The 13,934-nt window shown below is 71.5% G+C and carries 15 protein-coding genes; 5 read left to right on the forward strand and 10 right to left on the reverse strand.

Annotated elements, in window-relative coordinates:
• Window positions 1–137 precede the first annotated feature (137 nt).
• On the forward strand, window positions 138–929 hold the full coding sequence (locus ACWEV0_RS33865) for a helix-turn-helix transcriptional regulator (RefSeq protein ID WP_453153634.1): 792 nt from the start codon (window positions 138–140) through the stop codon (window positions 927–929).
• A gap of 61 nt (window positions 930–990) precedes the next feature.
• Here the strand turns inward: ACWEV0_RS33865 and ACWEV0_RS33870 are convergent, their stop codons facing one another.
• The 7 genes from ACWEV0_RS33870 to ACWEV0_RS33900 are packed head-to-tail and all read right to left on the reverse strand — an operon-like array spanning window position 991 to window position 7,790.
• On the reverse strand, window positions 991–1,977 hold the full coding sequence (locus ACWEV0_RS33870; protein WP_453153617.1) for an aldo/keto reductase: 987 nt from the start codon (window positions 1,975–1,977) through the stop codon (window positions 991–993).
• A 42-nt stretch (window positions 1,978–2,019) separates the two neighbouring features.
• Window positions 2,020–3,657, reverse strand: a complete 1,638-nt coding sequence (locus ACWEV0_RS33875) for a vanadium-dependent haloperoxidase (RefSeq protein ID WP_453153618.1) — start codon at window positions 3,655–3,657, stop codon at window positions 2,020–2,022.
• Window positions 3,658–3,699: 42 nt separating this feature from the next.
• Window positions 3,700–4,398: an AAA family ATPase gene (locus tag ACWEV0_RS33880; RefSeq protein WP_453153619.1), complete on the reverse strand. Its 699-nt coding sequence runs from the start codon at window positions 4,396–4,398 to the stop codon at window positions 3,700–3,702.
• 1 nt (window position 4,399) lies between these two features.
• Entirely contained in the window at window positions 4,400–5,446 is a 1,047-nt protein-coding gene (locus tag ACWEV0_RS33885) for an AvrD family protein (RefSeq protein ID WP_453153620.1), read from the reverse strand.
• 3 nt (window positions 5,447–5,449) lie between these two features.
• Window positions 5,450–5,728 carry a phosphopantetheine-binding protein gene (locus tag ACWEV0_RS33890; protein ID WP_453153621.1) on the reverse strand — a complete coding sequence of 93 codons (279 nt, stop codon included), beginning with the start codon at window positions 5,726–5,728 and terminating at the stop codon, window positions 5,450–5,452.
• Window positions 5,722–6,447 (reverse strand): SDR family NAD(P)-dependent oxidoreductase, encoded by a 726-nt coding sequence (locus tag ACWEV0_RS33895; protein ID WP_453153622.1) that lies wholly within the window; start codon window positions 6,445–6,447, stop codon window positions 5,722–5,724. The genes ACWEV0_RS33890 and ACWEV0_RS33895 overlap by 7 nt, the downstream gene beginning before the upstream one ends.
• Window positions 6,444–7,790 carry a class I adenylate-forming enzyme family protein gene (locus ACWEV0_RS33900; RefSeq protein ID WP_453153623.1) on the reverse strand — a complete coding sequence of 449 codons (1,347 nt, stop codon included), beginning with the start codon at window positions 7,788–7,790 and terminating at the stop codon, window positions 6,444–6,446. The genes ACWEV0_RS33895 and ACWEV0_RS33900 overlap by 4 nt, the downstream gene beginning before the upstream one ends.
• Before the next feature lie 140 nt (window positions 7,791–7,930).
• On the opposite strand from ACWEV0_RS33900, the gene ACWEV0_RS33905 reads away from it, so the two are divergent.
• On the forward strand, window positions 7,931–8,863 hold the full coding sequence (locus tag ACWEV0_RS33905) for an NADP-dependent oxidoreductase (RefSeq protein WP_453153624.1): 933 nt from the start codon (window positions 7,931–7,933) through the stop codon (window positions 8,861–8,863).
• 48 nt (window positions 8,864–8,911) lie between these two features.
• Here the strand turns inward: ACWEV0_RS33905 and lepB are convergent, their stop codons facing one another.
• Entirely contained in the window at window positions 8,912–9,724 is an 813-nt protein-coding gene (gene lepB / locus ACWEV0_RS33910) for a signal peptidase I (protein ID WP_453153626.1), read from the reverse strand.
• A gap of 169 nt (window positions 9,725–9,893) precedes the next feature.
• On the opposite strand from lepB, the gene ACWEV0_RS33915 reads away from it, so the two are divergent.
• Window positions 9,894–10,571: a pyridoxamine 5'-phosphate oxidase family protein gene (locus ACWEV0_RS33915; RefSeq protein WP_453153627.1), complete on the forward strand. Its 678-nt coding sequence runs from the start codon at window positions 9,894–9,896 to the stop codon at window positions 10,569–10,571.
• A gap of 74 nt (window positions 10,572–10,645) precedes the next feature.
• On the opposite strand, the gene ACWEV0_RS33920 is transcribed toward ACWEV0_RS33915, so the two are convergent.
• Together ACWEV0_RS33920 and ACWEV0_RS33925 are read right to left on the reverse strand one after the other, a co-directional pair.
• Entirely contained in the window at window positions 10,646–11,422 is a 777-nt protein-coding gene (locus ACWEV0_RS33920) for a sigma factor-like helix-turn-helix DNA-binding protein (RefSeq protein ID WP_453153628.1), read from the reverse strand.
• Window positions 11,423–11,440: 18 nt separating this feature from the next.
• The gene (locus ACWEV0_RS33925) at window positions 11,441–11,833 is read right to left on the reverse strand and encodes a DUF6479 family protein (RefSeq protein WP_453153629.1); all 393 of its coding nucleotides are present in this window, start codon (window positions 11,831–11,833) and stop codon (window positions 11,441–11,443) included.
• Window positions 11,834–12,055: 222 nt separating this feature from the next.
• On the opposite strand from ACWEV0_RS33925, the gene ACWEV0_RS33930 reads away from it, so the two are divergent.
• On the forward strand, window positions 12,056–12,565 hold the full coding sequence (locus tag ACWEV0_RS33930; protein ID WP_453153630.1) for a SigE family RNA polymerase sigma factor: 510 nt from the start codon (window positions 12,056–12,058) through the stop codon (window positions 12,563–12,565).
• 82 nt (window positions 12,566–12,647) lie between these two features.
• Window positions 12,648–13,934: hypothetical protein (locus ACWEV0_RS33935; protein WP_453153632.1), on the forward strand; the 1,287-nt coding region annotated here is incomplete at its 3' end.

Consider the following 13,934-nt stretch of genomic DNA (forward strand, 5'->3'; position numbering starts at 1 on the left):
CGCCCCGCCGGGCGACCCCAAAAAACCCCCGCCCGCGGCCGCCGGGGGGGGGGGGGGGGGCGCCCCCGCGGGGCCGGGGGGGCCGCCGCCGCTCCGCGGCGGCGAAGGACCGGCGACGCACGGAGCTGAGGGACTTCCTGGTCAACCGGCGTGGCCGGCTGACCCCTGAGGACGTGGGCATCCCGAACTACGGACGCCGGAGGACGCCCGGCTTGAGGCGCGAGGAAGTCGCCTTCCTGGCAGGGGTCAGCGCCTCCTGGTACCAGTGGCTCGAACAGGGCCGGGACATCTCGGTGTCCCCGCAGGTGCTCGACGCCATCGCGCGAGCACTCCGCCTCGAACAGGCGGAGCGCACCTACCTCTATGTGCTGGCCGGCCTGAATCCGCCGGTGGCCCTCGGATCCGAGCCGCTCGAAGTGGATGTCATGCTGGCCCGCCTTGTGGAGAACAACTCTCCGTACCCGGCCTTCGTCGTCGATCCCTACTGGAACCTGGTGATCGCCAACGAGGCGACGTACGACATCCTCGGCTACCGCAGGAGCTACCGGAACTCCCTGGTGGCCTTCTTCACCAGTTCCCGGCTGCGTGAGCGCATCGTGAACTGGAACGAGCTCGCGCCATGGATCGCGGCGCAGTACCGGTACGGAATGATCAACCGGCCGCAGGACCTGGGATACGAGATCGTCGTCAACGAACTCATGAAACGCAGCCCGGAGTTCGCCGAGCTGTGGTCGCGGCACGACGTGCGGGCCGAGGGCGTGAACTTCAAGATCCTCGACCACCCGGAGCTGGGAGAGCTGCACTTCGATGTCGCCCGCATGCGCATCCCCCAGTTCGCCGACCTGCTGATCGTCCTCTACACGCCGCGGCCCGAGCGGGAGACGGGCGTGGACACCCAGGGGATCATCCAGCGGGCGGTCGACGCCTGAGAAACGCAAGTGCCGGCGGTGTGCCCCTGGGCTAGAGGGGCACACCGCCGGCACGTCTGTGTCAGCCGTTGAGCGTGGCCATCATCGGGGCCGGGTAGCGGTCGCCGACGGCGGTTCCCGCGGCGAAGACCGCGGACAGCTCCTCGGCCTCCGTGTCGCTCAGGGCGATCTCCAGCGCCGCCGTGTTCTCGTCGACGCGCTCCGGGCGGGTCGTGCCGGGGATCGGCACGACCGACTCGCCGGCGCGCAGCACCCAGGCCAGCGCGACCTGAGCGGGCGTCACGCCACGGTCGGCGGCGATCTCCTGGAGCCGGCCGAGCAGCTTGCGGTTGGCCGCGAGGTTGTCGCCCTGGAAGCGCGGGGCGATGCGCCGGAAGTCGTTGTCGGCCAGGCTGTCGACCGAGGAGATCGCCCCGGTGAGGAAGCCGCGGCCGAGCGGGGAGTACGGCACGAAGCCGATGCCCAGCTCCGCGAGGGTCGCCAGGACCCCGTCCTCCTCGGCGTCCCGCGTCCACAGCGAGTACTCGGACTGCACCGCGGTGATCGGGTGCACCGCGTGGGCGCGCCGGATCGTCGCCGCCGACGCCTCGCACAGGCCGAGGTAGCGGACCTTGCCCTCGGCCACCAGCTCGGCCATCGCCCCGACGGTCTCCTCGACCGGGACCCGCGGGTCGACGCGGTGCTGGTAGTAGAGGTCGATGTAGTCGGTGCCGAGACGCTTCAGCGAGCCCTCGACGGCCCAGCGCACCGTCTCGGGGCGGCCGTCCGGGATCCGCGGCGGGGTCTCGCGGGAGTAGGTGCCGAACTTGGTGGCCACCACCACCTGGTCGCGGCGGCCGGCGATCGCCCGGCCGATCAGCGACTCGTTGGTCTCCGGGCCGTAGTGGTCCGAGGAGTCGAGGAAGTCGACCCCGAGGTCAAGGGCCCGCTCGATGGTGGCGATCGAGCGCGACTCCTCGACGGAGCCGTACCCGAAGGTCATGCCCATGCATCCGAGGCCCACCGCCGAGACGTTCAGGCCCTGGCTTCCGAGCTGTGTCCTGCGCATTGTCTTCCCTGTCTTCCTGATGTCCGTGTGCGTGTGGGGGGATCAGATGGTGACGGTGGTGCCGTCGAAGCGGGTGAAGGTGAAGCCGCCGCCCTCGTTGAACAGCGGTTTCTGGGCCCGCATCACCTCAAGGGCGATCGTCTCGCCGAGCCGGAACGCCTCGGTGTTGTCGCTGCGGTAGTGGACGCCCGCGGAGGCGCGGCCCGCACCGATGTTGGCCGCCAGCTTGTTGAGCTCGCCGCCGATGGTCAGGGAGTCCTTGTCGGCCCTGGTGTACGGCACGAGGGTGGTGCCGTCCGCGCTCGGCACGACCGGGTCGGGCAGCACGTACGACTCGTTGAACCACGCCTTGAGCACGGTCGTGCACGCGCCGGCGACGGTGCCGTGGCCGCTCTGGTACGACGGGCTCATCGGCGAGCCCTCGGGGAAGGACTGCGGCAGCAGGTAGGAACCGTGCTTCGCCAGCGTCCGGTCCAGCGCCTCGGACTTCAGGATCTCCTCGGGGAGGAGCCCCGCGTAGCGCCCGGGGCTGCGCCGCAGGTGCACCTCGATGCGTCCGCCGAACGCCTCGGGGCGCAGCCGCCGGTGGACGTAGAACTGCTGGTACTCGGTGTGCTTGATGGCCCGGACGGCGACCTCGGCGAGGAGCGAGACCAGGTGCGGCGTCCCGTACGTGGGGAAGCCCATCTGGTTCTTGGAGGTCAGATAGGGGTTGCCCGGGTCCTGGGCCTTCGCCTGCGGCAGGCCCAGCATGATCAGCGCGGCGTTGAGGTACGCCTGGTAGAGGACGTCGAAGTGCGTGTAGTGCGCCATGTCGCGCGGGGTCTGCACGTAGCGGGTGTGGACGAAGTCCCGCTGGGTGGCGCGCGCGGCGCCGCGCTGGAGCGCGAGCCACTCACCGAACTCGGTGCCGTAGTCCACGCCCGGCTGGACGGTGTCGTGCAGCTGCGGCACGCGCAGGGTGCCGTACTGGACGGTCTGGAGCAGGAACTGCGAGACGAACGGTCCGGTCAGGTCGGCCGGGGTGTTTCCGCGGAAGAGCGAGTGCGGGGTGACCTTGCCGTCCTGCTTGGCCATCCGGCCGTCGGAGTACGTGGACAGGTCGGCGGCCGCGGCGGCGGCGAGCGGCGAGTCCTCGAAGTCGGTGAACTTCACGTCGCGCAGCAGCGCCAGCCAGTACAGCTCGGCCATCTCGGCGGCGGCGTGGGCGCTGTTCACCCGGGGCGCGGGCGGGACGACCAGCTTGGCGAAGTCGGGCCCGGCGAGGTCGTACGCGAGACCGCCCTGCGGGCCGAGCTGCTTGCGGTCGCCCGCCATGGGGATCGCGTCGAAGTCGGCCGGGTTCCCGCTCGTGAGGGCCTTCAGCATCAGGGCGTAGGCCGGGACGTCGACCTCACCGATGTCGTTGTGCGGCAGCCCCTTCGAGTAGTTGCCGATCCTGGCGGGGAGCGACGACTCGTCGCCGTTCACCGGGTGGTCCGGCAGCGTCGTCGGATAGTCGCGCTCGGCGGCCTGCCGGCGCAGCGTGCGGCCGATCCGCGTCCGCTCGCTCAACCGCGCCTTGTCGGCGACGGTTTCCCCGGCGGCGTACGAGGGGGAGGAGGCGCCGGCTTCCGCAGCCGTGAGGCCGAGGGCGGCGGACAGGGCCGCGGTGGACCTGAGGAGGGTTCTACGGTGCATCGGTGTTCCCGTTTCTCACGTGTGCGTACGTGCCTGGGGCGCTCAGGCCCGCTCGGTCTCGAGGCGGAAGTCCTGGGCGTCGTAGTCGCGCTTGCCGAGTTCGAGGGCGCGCTCGATGCTCATCACGGGGGTGAGGCCGAGGACGGCGGTGATCTTCTCCATGCGCTCGGGCATGGTGCCGCTGACCCGGTACAGGGGGATCCCGAACTCCTCGACGGTCTCCAGGAGCATCCGGTCGATCGTGTCGCGGAAGCCCTTGTTCATGGGGCGGTGGCCGTCCGAGGTGATCTCCAGCTCGTGCTCGAGGTGGATGAACACGTCGTAGGTCTGGCGCACGTGCGCCCGGAACGCCTTGCCGTACTCGTCGACGACCTCGCCGAAGAAGCGCATCTCGTCGCTGGTCTCGGGGGCGAGGCCGCCCTCGTTGGCGGCGGTGGCGCTGGGGTTCATGCCGTGGGCCACGCGGGCGGCGCCGTAGAGCCACTCCTGGAGGGAGGAGCCGTCGGACAGGAACGTGTCGCCGAGCTTGGCCTCCTCGACCGCCCGGCCGCAGTGGCGGCGCAGCATCAGGTGCAGGAACTCGGCCGGGGTGACGTCGGCGAGCGCCTTGCCGGGTACGGCCTCCGGAAGGATCTCGCGGATCGTCCTGGCGAGGGTGCGCGGAACGCCCAGGTAGTGCGAGAGGGCCATGACCGTGGAGGTCTTGCCAGCCGAGTAGGTGCCGGAAACGGAGATCTTCATGTCAGGCCTTCGGGGTGGGTCGGCCGGCAGCGGACGCGGCGGCGCTCGACGGGAGTTCGTGGGCGAAGGAGCACTGCATCTCGTAGCCGCCCAGGAGGGAGCTGACCGTGACGTCGCGCCAGATCCCGCCGCGCAGCGGCACGAGCCACTTCTCGGTGAACGCGGCGTGGGCGGTGGTGGGTTCGGCGGCGAGACGGTCGGGGCCGACGGCGGTCAGGACCGTCTGCTGCATCCACAGGGTGTTGCTGTCGCTGCGGCTGATGCCGTCGAGCTCGTACAGGAGCACCTGGATGAGCTGCAGGTTCGTGACGAAGCAGTCGATGGGCGAGAGGCCGGCTGCCAGCAGGTCGCCGTCCAGGCCGTCGACGACCGCCTCGTAGCCCGGCAGGCTGCGCGTGGTGACGGTCGCGGTGGCGGTCGAGGCCTCCACGTCGGCGCGGACGTCCTCGATGGTGTGCTCGCGCAGCTTGAAGCCCTCGCCGTAGTAGCGGCCGGCGGCCGGGCCGAGGACCGCGTCGAGCGAGGCGTACTCGCCGTCTTCGGAGACCTGGACCGGTGCCGCGTGCTCGATCTCGTACCGGGCCGTCATGACGCCCACGTGCGCGGTGAAGGTCGACACGTGGCCGCCCTCGGCGGCGGGGTCCTTGCGGGTGCGCCGGAGCTCGGCGCCCGCGGACAGACCGGTGAGATCCTCCTGCGGGGTGGTGCCCGCCTTCAGGGTGATCTTCCGGACGCGGGCCCGGCGCCGCTGGCCGGCGTCGAGCCGGTGGGCGTGGACGAGGTACGCCTCGCACAGCTGGAGTCCGAGCACCAGCATGTCGACGGTGCTGACGTGCGGGAACAGGTCGGTCGACGCCTTCTTCTTCGACCAGTCACGCGGGTAGGACAGCGAGATGACGGCGCTGACTCCGGGCCGGTCACCCATGGCGACGCGGACGCCGTCGACGGCGTACTCGGCTCGTCGGTAGCCGGCCGAGAAGAAGCGGGTCTCGGAGGGGCCGAGGTAGTCCTCGACGGAGGGCAGGCGCAGCAGGGTCGGTGTGGACATGGCTCAGGCCTCCTTGCGGGCTCTCAGCGCCTGCTCGTACGCCTGGACCAGGGCGCCGACGGTGCGCAGGGTCACGAAGCCCTCGCCCTCCCCGTCCCCGAAGGGGTCGACGCCGACCTTGGTCTCCAGGCGGATGATGAGCCGGGCGAACGCGAGCGAGTTGAGGCCGAGGGCGCTCAGCTCGGTCTCGGCGGTGACATCGCCGAGGTCGTCGGCGACGTCCTCGTCCAGGACCGCGGTGATCTCGTCGACGACCACGGTCTGTACGTCAAGGGTCAGCATGTGATTCCTCCATCGATGACGAGCCGCTGGCCGGTGACGAAGCCGGCCTGCGGCGAGGCGAGAAAGAGCACGGCGTCGGCGATCTCCTCGCGGTCGCCGAGACGGCCGAGCGGGGTGCGGCGCTGGATGCGCTCCCGGTACTCCGGGGTGACCACCTCGGTCATGTCCGAGTCGAAGAAGCCGGGCACGACCGTGTTGACCCGGATGCCGGCGGGGCCCAGCTCGCGGGCGAGGCTGTGGGTCAGACCGTCCAGGCCCGCCTTCGCGGCGCTGTAGGCGGCCACGCCGCGGTAGCCGCGGACGGCGTTGACCGACGAGACGTTGATGATCTGGCCGCCGCCCGAGGCCACCATGGACCGGGCGACCGTCTGGGCCAGGGCCACGGGCGAGGTGAGGTTGGCGGTGATGAGGGCTTCGACCTGTCGCGGCGGCATCGTCACGAACAGGCCCTGGTCGAGCACGCCCGCGTTGTTCACCAGCAGGTCGACCTGGCCGAAGTGCCGGATCGCGGTCTTGGCCGCCGCCCGCACGGTGTCGGGCTCCTGGAGGTCGGCCTCGGTCCAGAAGAACCGGTCGGGCTCGGCCTTCAGGGTGTCCTCGACGAACTCGCCCGCGCTCCGGCTGAAGGTGGCGACCTTCCAGCCCTCCGCGAGCAGCCGGGTGACCAGGGTCCGGCCGAGGCCGCGGCTGCCGCCGCTGACCAGCGCCACGCCGCTCATGCCGCGCTCCGGGTCTTCTTGAAGCGGTCCGAGTGCTGCTCGGCCTCGGAGACCCTGACGACGAGAGGCACCTTGTACGCCTCCAGGCGGGCGGCGCAGTGCTCCTGGACGCGGGCGGAGACGGTCTGCTCGTCCTCCGGGCGTACGAGCTTGACCGTGGCCTGGACGATCATGCCGGTCACCGCGTTGCGCCGGCCGGAGACGGTGACGTCCGCGATGTTGTCCACCTCGAGCACGGCGTTCTCGACCTCGGCCGGGTAGACCTTCTCGCCGCCCACGTTGATGATCTCCGAGCGGCGGCCGAGGATCTTCACGTACTCGCCCTCGACCACCACCACGTCCTGGGTGTTGAAGTAGCCCTCCTCGTCGAAGGGGGCCGGGGCGTTGAGGTAGCCGAGCATGGCCATCTCGGAGCGGACCCACAGCACGTCGTCGACGATCTTGTAGTCGAAGCCGCTGCCGCTGCCGAGCTTGACCCACAGCGAGGAGTCGTCCTTCGATTTGGTCGGCAGGATGCCCAGCTCGGACAGGCCGTAGGTCTGCTTCAGACGGACGTCGGGGAGGGCCTCGTGGAAGGCCCGCAGGGTCTGCTCGGGCATCGGCTCGGTCCCGTACGAGACCAGGCGCAGCGAGGAGGCGTCGTGCCGCCGGACGGCTCCGGAGACCAGGGCCATCGTGAGGAAGGTCGGCGTGGTGGGCAGCACCTCCACCCGGTGGGCCTCGATGGCCGAGAAGACGCTGTCCGGGGTGCGCTCGGCCACGGTGACGACCGCACCTCCGTGCACCAGGGTGTGCAGCAGGGTGTTGATGCCGCCGATGTGGTCGAGGTTGAGGAAGGAGAGCGTGCGCGCGGAACGCCCGCCCTGGTAGCGGGCGAGGACCTTGGTGAAGTCCAGGACGGACGCCTTGCTGCGTCCCGTGGTGCCCGAGCTGAAGAGGACGAGCCCGGGCCGCTCCTCGCGGCGCAGCGCGGCGAACAGCTCGTGGCTCGCCGAGCGTCCGGTGGCGGTGATGCTCAGGCCCGCCTCCGTCCCGTCGAGCGTGATGACCGTCTCGACCTCGGCGATCTCGTGGAACTCGGTGCGCTTGGCGTCCGGCAGCGTGACCAGCGGGACGATGATCGCGCCCGCCTCGATGAGGGCGACGAGCGCGGCGCAGGCCTGCGGCGAGTACGCCGACTCCAGCGCGACGACCTGCCCGGCACGGACCCCGTGCTCGTCGAGCCGGGCGCGCCACTGTTCGACGGCGGTCAGCAGCGTCTGGTAACTCGTGGCCTGACCATGGAAGATGATCGCCTCTCGGTCGCCGTGCGACCGCAGCGCCTCTGTCAGTGACTGGATCATGCATCGATCGTGAAGCCACCCAGAACAGACAGAAAGGTGGCCGCTGGTCCTGGTGTCACGGCCACCAGCCAGCGGCTCCGTCCAGCACCTAGTTTGAACTGACTGTTCTCTTCAGACACTTCTCGATCAGGAGCGCCGCCATGCGTGCGATCAGCCAGCAGGACGTCTACGGAGGCCCTGAGGTTCTCAAGGAGGTCGAACTGCCGGTGCCGAAGCCGGGGCCCGGTCAGGTCCTCGTACGCGTGCGGGCCGCCGGCATCAACCCCACCGACTGGAAGGGCCGGGCGCGGAAGGGGTGGTTCGAGCAGCCCCCGCGCGTCCTCGGCTGGGACCTGTCCGGCACGGTGGAGGAGGTCGGCTTCGGGGTCGCCCTCTTCCAGCCCGGCGACGAGGTGTTCGGCATGCTGCCGTACCCGCACGGGGTGGGCTCGCACGCCGAGTACGCCGTCGGCCCGGCCCGCGCCTTCGCCCGCAAGCCGGACGGGATCGACCACGTCCAGGCCGCCGCCCTGCCGCTGGCCGCCCTCACGGCCTACCAGGCCCTGGTGGACACCGCCGACGTCCAGCCGGGACAGCACGTGCTGGTCCACGCCGCCGCCGGAGGCGTCGGCCACCTCGCCGTCCAGCTGGCCAAGCACCTGGGTGCCCGCGTCACCGGTACGGCCAGCGCCGCCAAGCACGACTTCGTACGCTCCCTCGGCGCGGACGACGTGATCGACTACCGCGCCGGGGACTTCCGCGACGCCGTCCGGGACGTCGACACGGCTCTGGTGCCGTTGATCGACGACACCCGGATCCGCACGGTGGACGTGCTGCGCCGCGGCGGCACCCTGGTCGCCCTGCTGCCCGGCGCCACCGAGGACGAGCTCGACGCGGCCGCCCGCCGTGGCGTCCGCTACGCGGCGATGCTGGTGGAGCACGACCACACGGGCATGAAGGCCATCGCCGACCTGGCCGCCAAGGGGGTGCTGCGCGCCCATGTGCAGGAGGTCATCCCGCTCGCCGAGGCCGCCCGCGCCCACGCCCTGGGCGAAGAGGGCCATGTGACCGGCAAGTTGGTGCTGGTTCCCTGACCCGTCGGGTCCCGTCCGGTCGGGTCGGGTCCGGTCTGCCCGGTGCCGCTACGGCGCCGGGCTGATGCCCGGCTGGCCGAAGGTGTCCGGGACCGGGAGGGTGGACCAGTGGCCGACCGGCCAGGCGAGGACGACGGCGCGGCCGACGACGTCGCTGACCGGGACCATGCCGCCGTGCGGGTCGGTCTGGTGGTAGCGGGAGTCCAGTGAGGACTGGCGGTGGTCGCCCATCACCCAGATCTCGCCGCTGGGGACCTTGACCTTGAACTGGCCGGGGGCGTCCGGGCTGCACGGGGTGTTGCCGGGGAAGACGTACGGCTCGTCGAGCGGCTTGCCGTTGACCTTCAGCGGGCCGGAGCCGGCGCACTCGACGGTGTCGCCGGCGACCCCGATGACGCGCTTGATCAGGTGCTGCTCGCCGGCCGCGGGCATCAGGCCGATGAAGCCGAGGAACTTCTGGGCCGCGTTGGGCTCCGCCACCGGGCGGCCCGCGAGCCAGCCGGCCGGATCGCGGAAGACGACGACCTCGCCCCGCTCGGGCTCGGAGCCGAACCACGGGGTGAGCTTGTCGACGAGGACGCGGTCGTCCTGCTGCAGGGTGTTCTGCATGGAGCCGGAGGGGATCAGGAAGGCCTGGAGCAGGAAGGTCTTGATCAGGAAGGCCAGCACCAGGGCGAGGGCGACCAGGACCGGAAGCTCCTGCCACAGCGGCCGCTTCTTCTTCCCGTTCTTCTCGCCGCTCTGCTCTCCGTCGGGCCCGTCGCCGCCGGACGCGGTGCCGGCCTCCTCGCCGACTCCCTCGCCGGGCTCGCCCTCCGGGCGCTCCCGCTCGGACCGCGCGTCGATCACCACGTCCCCCACGTCCACCGCTCCTGACTCCGTCGAACCTGTGTCGACGGCGTCGAAAACTCCTGCCGTCTGACCGGACTTTATGCCGGATGATGCCGTCGGGGGTGCCCGCGGGCCCACTGTCACCACGTACGAGTGACCCGGCGGGCCCCGGTCTTTGTTTCTCACGGAGGGGAATGGCATGAGCGGGGACAGCGGGGAGTTCGAGGTCACCGAGCGGACGCGGCTGCGGCGGATGCGGGAGAAGGGGAGCCACTCGCGGGCGGACCTGGACGCCGTGCTCGGGGCGGGCTTCCTCTGTTACCTCGGGGTCGTCGTGGACGGGGCGCCGATGGTGGTGCCGACCGTGTACGGGGTCGACGGGGACCGGTTCTACGTGCACGGGTCGGTGGCGAGCCGGAGCCTGGTGCAGGCGCCCGACGGCGTGGTCTGCGTGAACGTGACGCATGTCGACGGACTGGTGCTCGCGCGGTCGGTGTTCGAGCACGGCGTGAACTACCGCAGCGCGATGATCTACGGCGTGCCGCGGATCGTCACCGACCCGGAGGAGAAGCTGCGCGGTCTGCGGGCGCTGACCGAGCAGTCGGCGCCGGGGCAGTGGGAGTACGTGCGGCAGCCCAGCCGCAAGGAGCTCGCGGCGACCGCGCTCGTGGCGCTCGACCTGACCGAGGCGTCCGTGAAGGTCGCGAGCGGCTTCCCGGACGACGGCGACGGGCCCGACGCCGAACTGGGCGTGTGGGCCGGGGTGCTGCCGATGGTCACGCGCTTCGGCGAGCCCGTCGCCGACCCGCTGCTCCCGGCCGGCATCGAGCCGCCCGCGCACATCGCCGAGCGGGCCGGGACCGTCTTCGGTTCGTAGTGCCTGTCCGGCCGATCATGGGTGGGGCCGCGGCCTGTCCGACCCTGATCCGGCCTGATCGGCGAGACACCCCCCTAGCCGCCCTCGGACTCCTTGTCCGCCGGCTGTTCCGCCATCGGGGTGAGTCCCAGCCGGGCCACGTGGTCCTCGTCCGACAGGGCGTCCACGGCGGTGATCCGGTCGTCCAGGACGGTGAAGCGGAAGACCGTCTCCGGCCGTCCGTCCGGTGCCGCCCGCAGCAGGCCCGCCGCGCCGTCCACCAGGGCCGGCAGGGTCGCCCGTACGCGCTCGGCGAGGGCCCGGGCCACCGCCCGCGCCCCGTGGGCGGGCGCCGTGGCGGGGCTGTCCGAGCGCAGCACCGCGTCCGGGTCGAGGAGGGCGCGCAGCGCCGCGGCATCGCCGCCGCGGGCCGCGGAGCGGAAGGCCAGGACGACCTCGCGCTGGCGCGCCGGGTCGGGGGCGGGCATCTCCTCGGTGCCCTCCAGCCGGTGCCGGGCGCGGGCGGCCAGCCGGCGGGTGGCGGCGGGCGCGCGCTCGACGACCGGGGCGATGTCGTCGTACGGGATCGAGAACTCGTCGTGCAGGACGAAGACGACCCGCTCGGAGGGCGTGAGGACGTCGAGGGCCTCCCGCTCGGCGCCCGGCGGCAGCGAGCGGTCCCACGGGTCCCGGAGGACCGGGCGCCGCGCCTCGCGCGAGCGCAGCAGGTCCAGGCAGGTCCGGGCGACGTCCTGGGGTGTCGCCCCGACCCGTACGGCCTCCCCGGCTTCGTCGGGCGAGCCGAGGAGTCGGGTCGCCATGGCCGCCCGTACGTCGGCGGGCGCGGCCGTGCCGGTGTCCGGCGCGTTCACCGTGCTTCCCGTCCCCGGTCAGTCGTCGCCGTGGCCCGGGCCGCCGCTGCCGAAGCCTCCGCTGGAGATGCCGCCCCACTTGCGCTTCTCCTCGGTGGGCGGCTCGGCCTGGGTCTCGCCGCCGTCCTTGAGCTGGTACGGCATGAGCCGGTGCTCGCCGTCGGTCTGCGGCATCTCCTTGGGCTTGCGGTACTCGGACGACTCGCCGGGCAGCCCGCCGTCCTCCGGCCGGTGCGGCTGGGCCTCCGGGTCCGGCGGCGGGAGCTCCTTGTTCTTGACCCTGATGCCGAACGCGAAAGCGCCGATGAGGACGGCGACCACGATCAGGCCGCCCAGGACCTGGGCGAGGCCGGACTGCCAGACACCGGCCGCCGTGGTGACCGGAGCGGATGCCACGAGGAAAGTGTTCATACGGTCATGATTACCCCGTTTCGGGTGGTTCGGACAATCGCGATCCGAGTGAGCTCGCGGGATCTCGCCTGATCTCGCGGGATTCCGCGTGATTCCCCGGGAACACGCTGAACATTTCCCGGGAACACGCTGAAACATTTCCCGGGGGCCGTCGCGTCAGTGAGGTGTGAGCGCGAATCCAGCGCACACAAGCGAACTCGTGACAGCGACGGAGGGAGGGACATGAGACAGTCCCGCGCGGACGAGTTCCTGGAGTTCGCCTCCGCCCGATCGGGGCATCTCTTCCGCTCGGCATGCCTGCTGACCAGTGGCGACACTCATCTCGCCGAGGACCTGACGCAGGAGACGCTGGGCCGGATGTACGCCCTGTGGGGGCGTGCCAACCGGATCGGCAACCCGGCCGGCTACGCACAGACCGTGCTCGTACGGACCTTTCTGAGCCACCGCAGGCGCCGCTCGGCCACCGAGCGCCCCCTCGGCGAGCTCCCTGACCGGGCGCCGGAGAACGGCGAGGACCCCGCCCTGCGGATCGCCCTGCTCGACGCCCTCGCCGGGCTCGCGCCCAAGGACCGGGCGGTGGTGGTGCTGCGCTACTGGGAGGACCGCAGCATCGAGGAGACCGCGCACGCCCTGCACGTCAGCTCCGCGGCGGTGCGCACCCGCTCCTCGCGCGCCCTGGCGAAGCTGCGGGAGCGGCTCGGCGGCAGCCTGATCGAGCTGGCCGCCCACTGACCTGGCCTCCCGAACCTCTTACTTTTTCTCACTCACGGACCGGAACGGTGATCCCGCCATGCCTCAGCACGAGGAGCACGACGTGACGAACGGACGATTCGAGGACGAACTGGGCGCTGTCCTGCGCCGCACCGGCGAGGGCTTCGTCGCCGACGACCGGCGCGAACTCGCCGCCGGCGGGCTCGCCCGTGGCCGCCGCCGACTGGTGCGGCGCCGCATCGCCACCGCCGGCGGCGCGCTCGCGCTCGCCGCGATCGGCGTGGGCGGAGTGTACGGGGGCTCCCTCCTCGGTGGCTCCGGCGGCTCCGGCGGCGTCGAGCAGGTCTCGGTGGCCGGCCCGAAGCCCGCCGCGGGCAACGGTGGGCAGGGCAGCGGCCAGAAGGGCGGCGCCGTCCCCGACACGGCGCAGATCACGGTCGCCGAGCTCGCCGCCGTCCTCAAGGCCAACACCCCGGCCGGCACCTGGCAGATCGACAACGAGGGCGGCACCGGCCAGTCCGTCACCGGCGTCTACGACGACGGCAAGGGCAAGGCGGGCGTCTCCGTCGGCCTGTACCGGGCCGGTGAGAGCGGCGAGGCGGGCGCGGACCAGGTGACCTGCCCGGACAAGGTGTACGTCCCGTACGACGCCTGCACCAGCCGGCGGCTGCCCGGCGGCGACCGTCTTATGGTCTTCCAGGGGTACGAGTACCCGGACAAGCACGTCCTGACCAAGAACTGGCGGGCGGTGCTGCTCACCAAGGACGGCTTCGTCGTCGACGCGAGCGAGTACAACGCGCCGACCGAGAAGGACTCGGCGATCAGCCGCCAGAACCCGCCGTTCGACGCCGCTCAGCTGAAGACCCTGGTCACCGCCGAAGGCTGGCGCCCGCTGCTCAAGCAGCTGCCGGTGCCGAAGAAGCCGAAGGGCGACCCCGGGCAGGCCCCCGACACCGCGATCGCCGAGCCGAGCAGCGCCCAGGTCCAGGCGACCCTGATCTCCCTGCTGCCCAAGGGGCAGGGCCTGAAGGTCGTCGACAAGGGCACCCAGGGCAGCTACGTCGTCGTCGACGACGGCAAGGGCCGCAGCCTCGTCCAGATCAACGTCCAGCCCGACATGAACGACGTCCGCGGGGACCTCTTCACCGGCAGCGACGTCACGACCGAGGCCGACGGCACGGTGGTGAAGCTGTCGAAGCGGCCCGGCGAGAAGGGCGGCGAGGGCGTCGTCTGGTGGAGCGCCGACACCATGGGCAAGGACGGCTTCCGGGTCGTGATCTCGGCCTTCAACTCCGGCACCCGATTGTTCACTGCACTGTACTGCGAGGCACCCCTGATGACGGCACTGACGGCGGTGTTCGCCCTGGCCACCAGTCTGCTCTGGGGACTC

Source organism: Streptomyces sp. NPDC003943 (assembly GCF_053605265.1).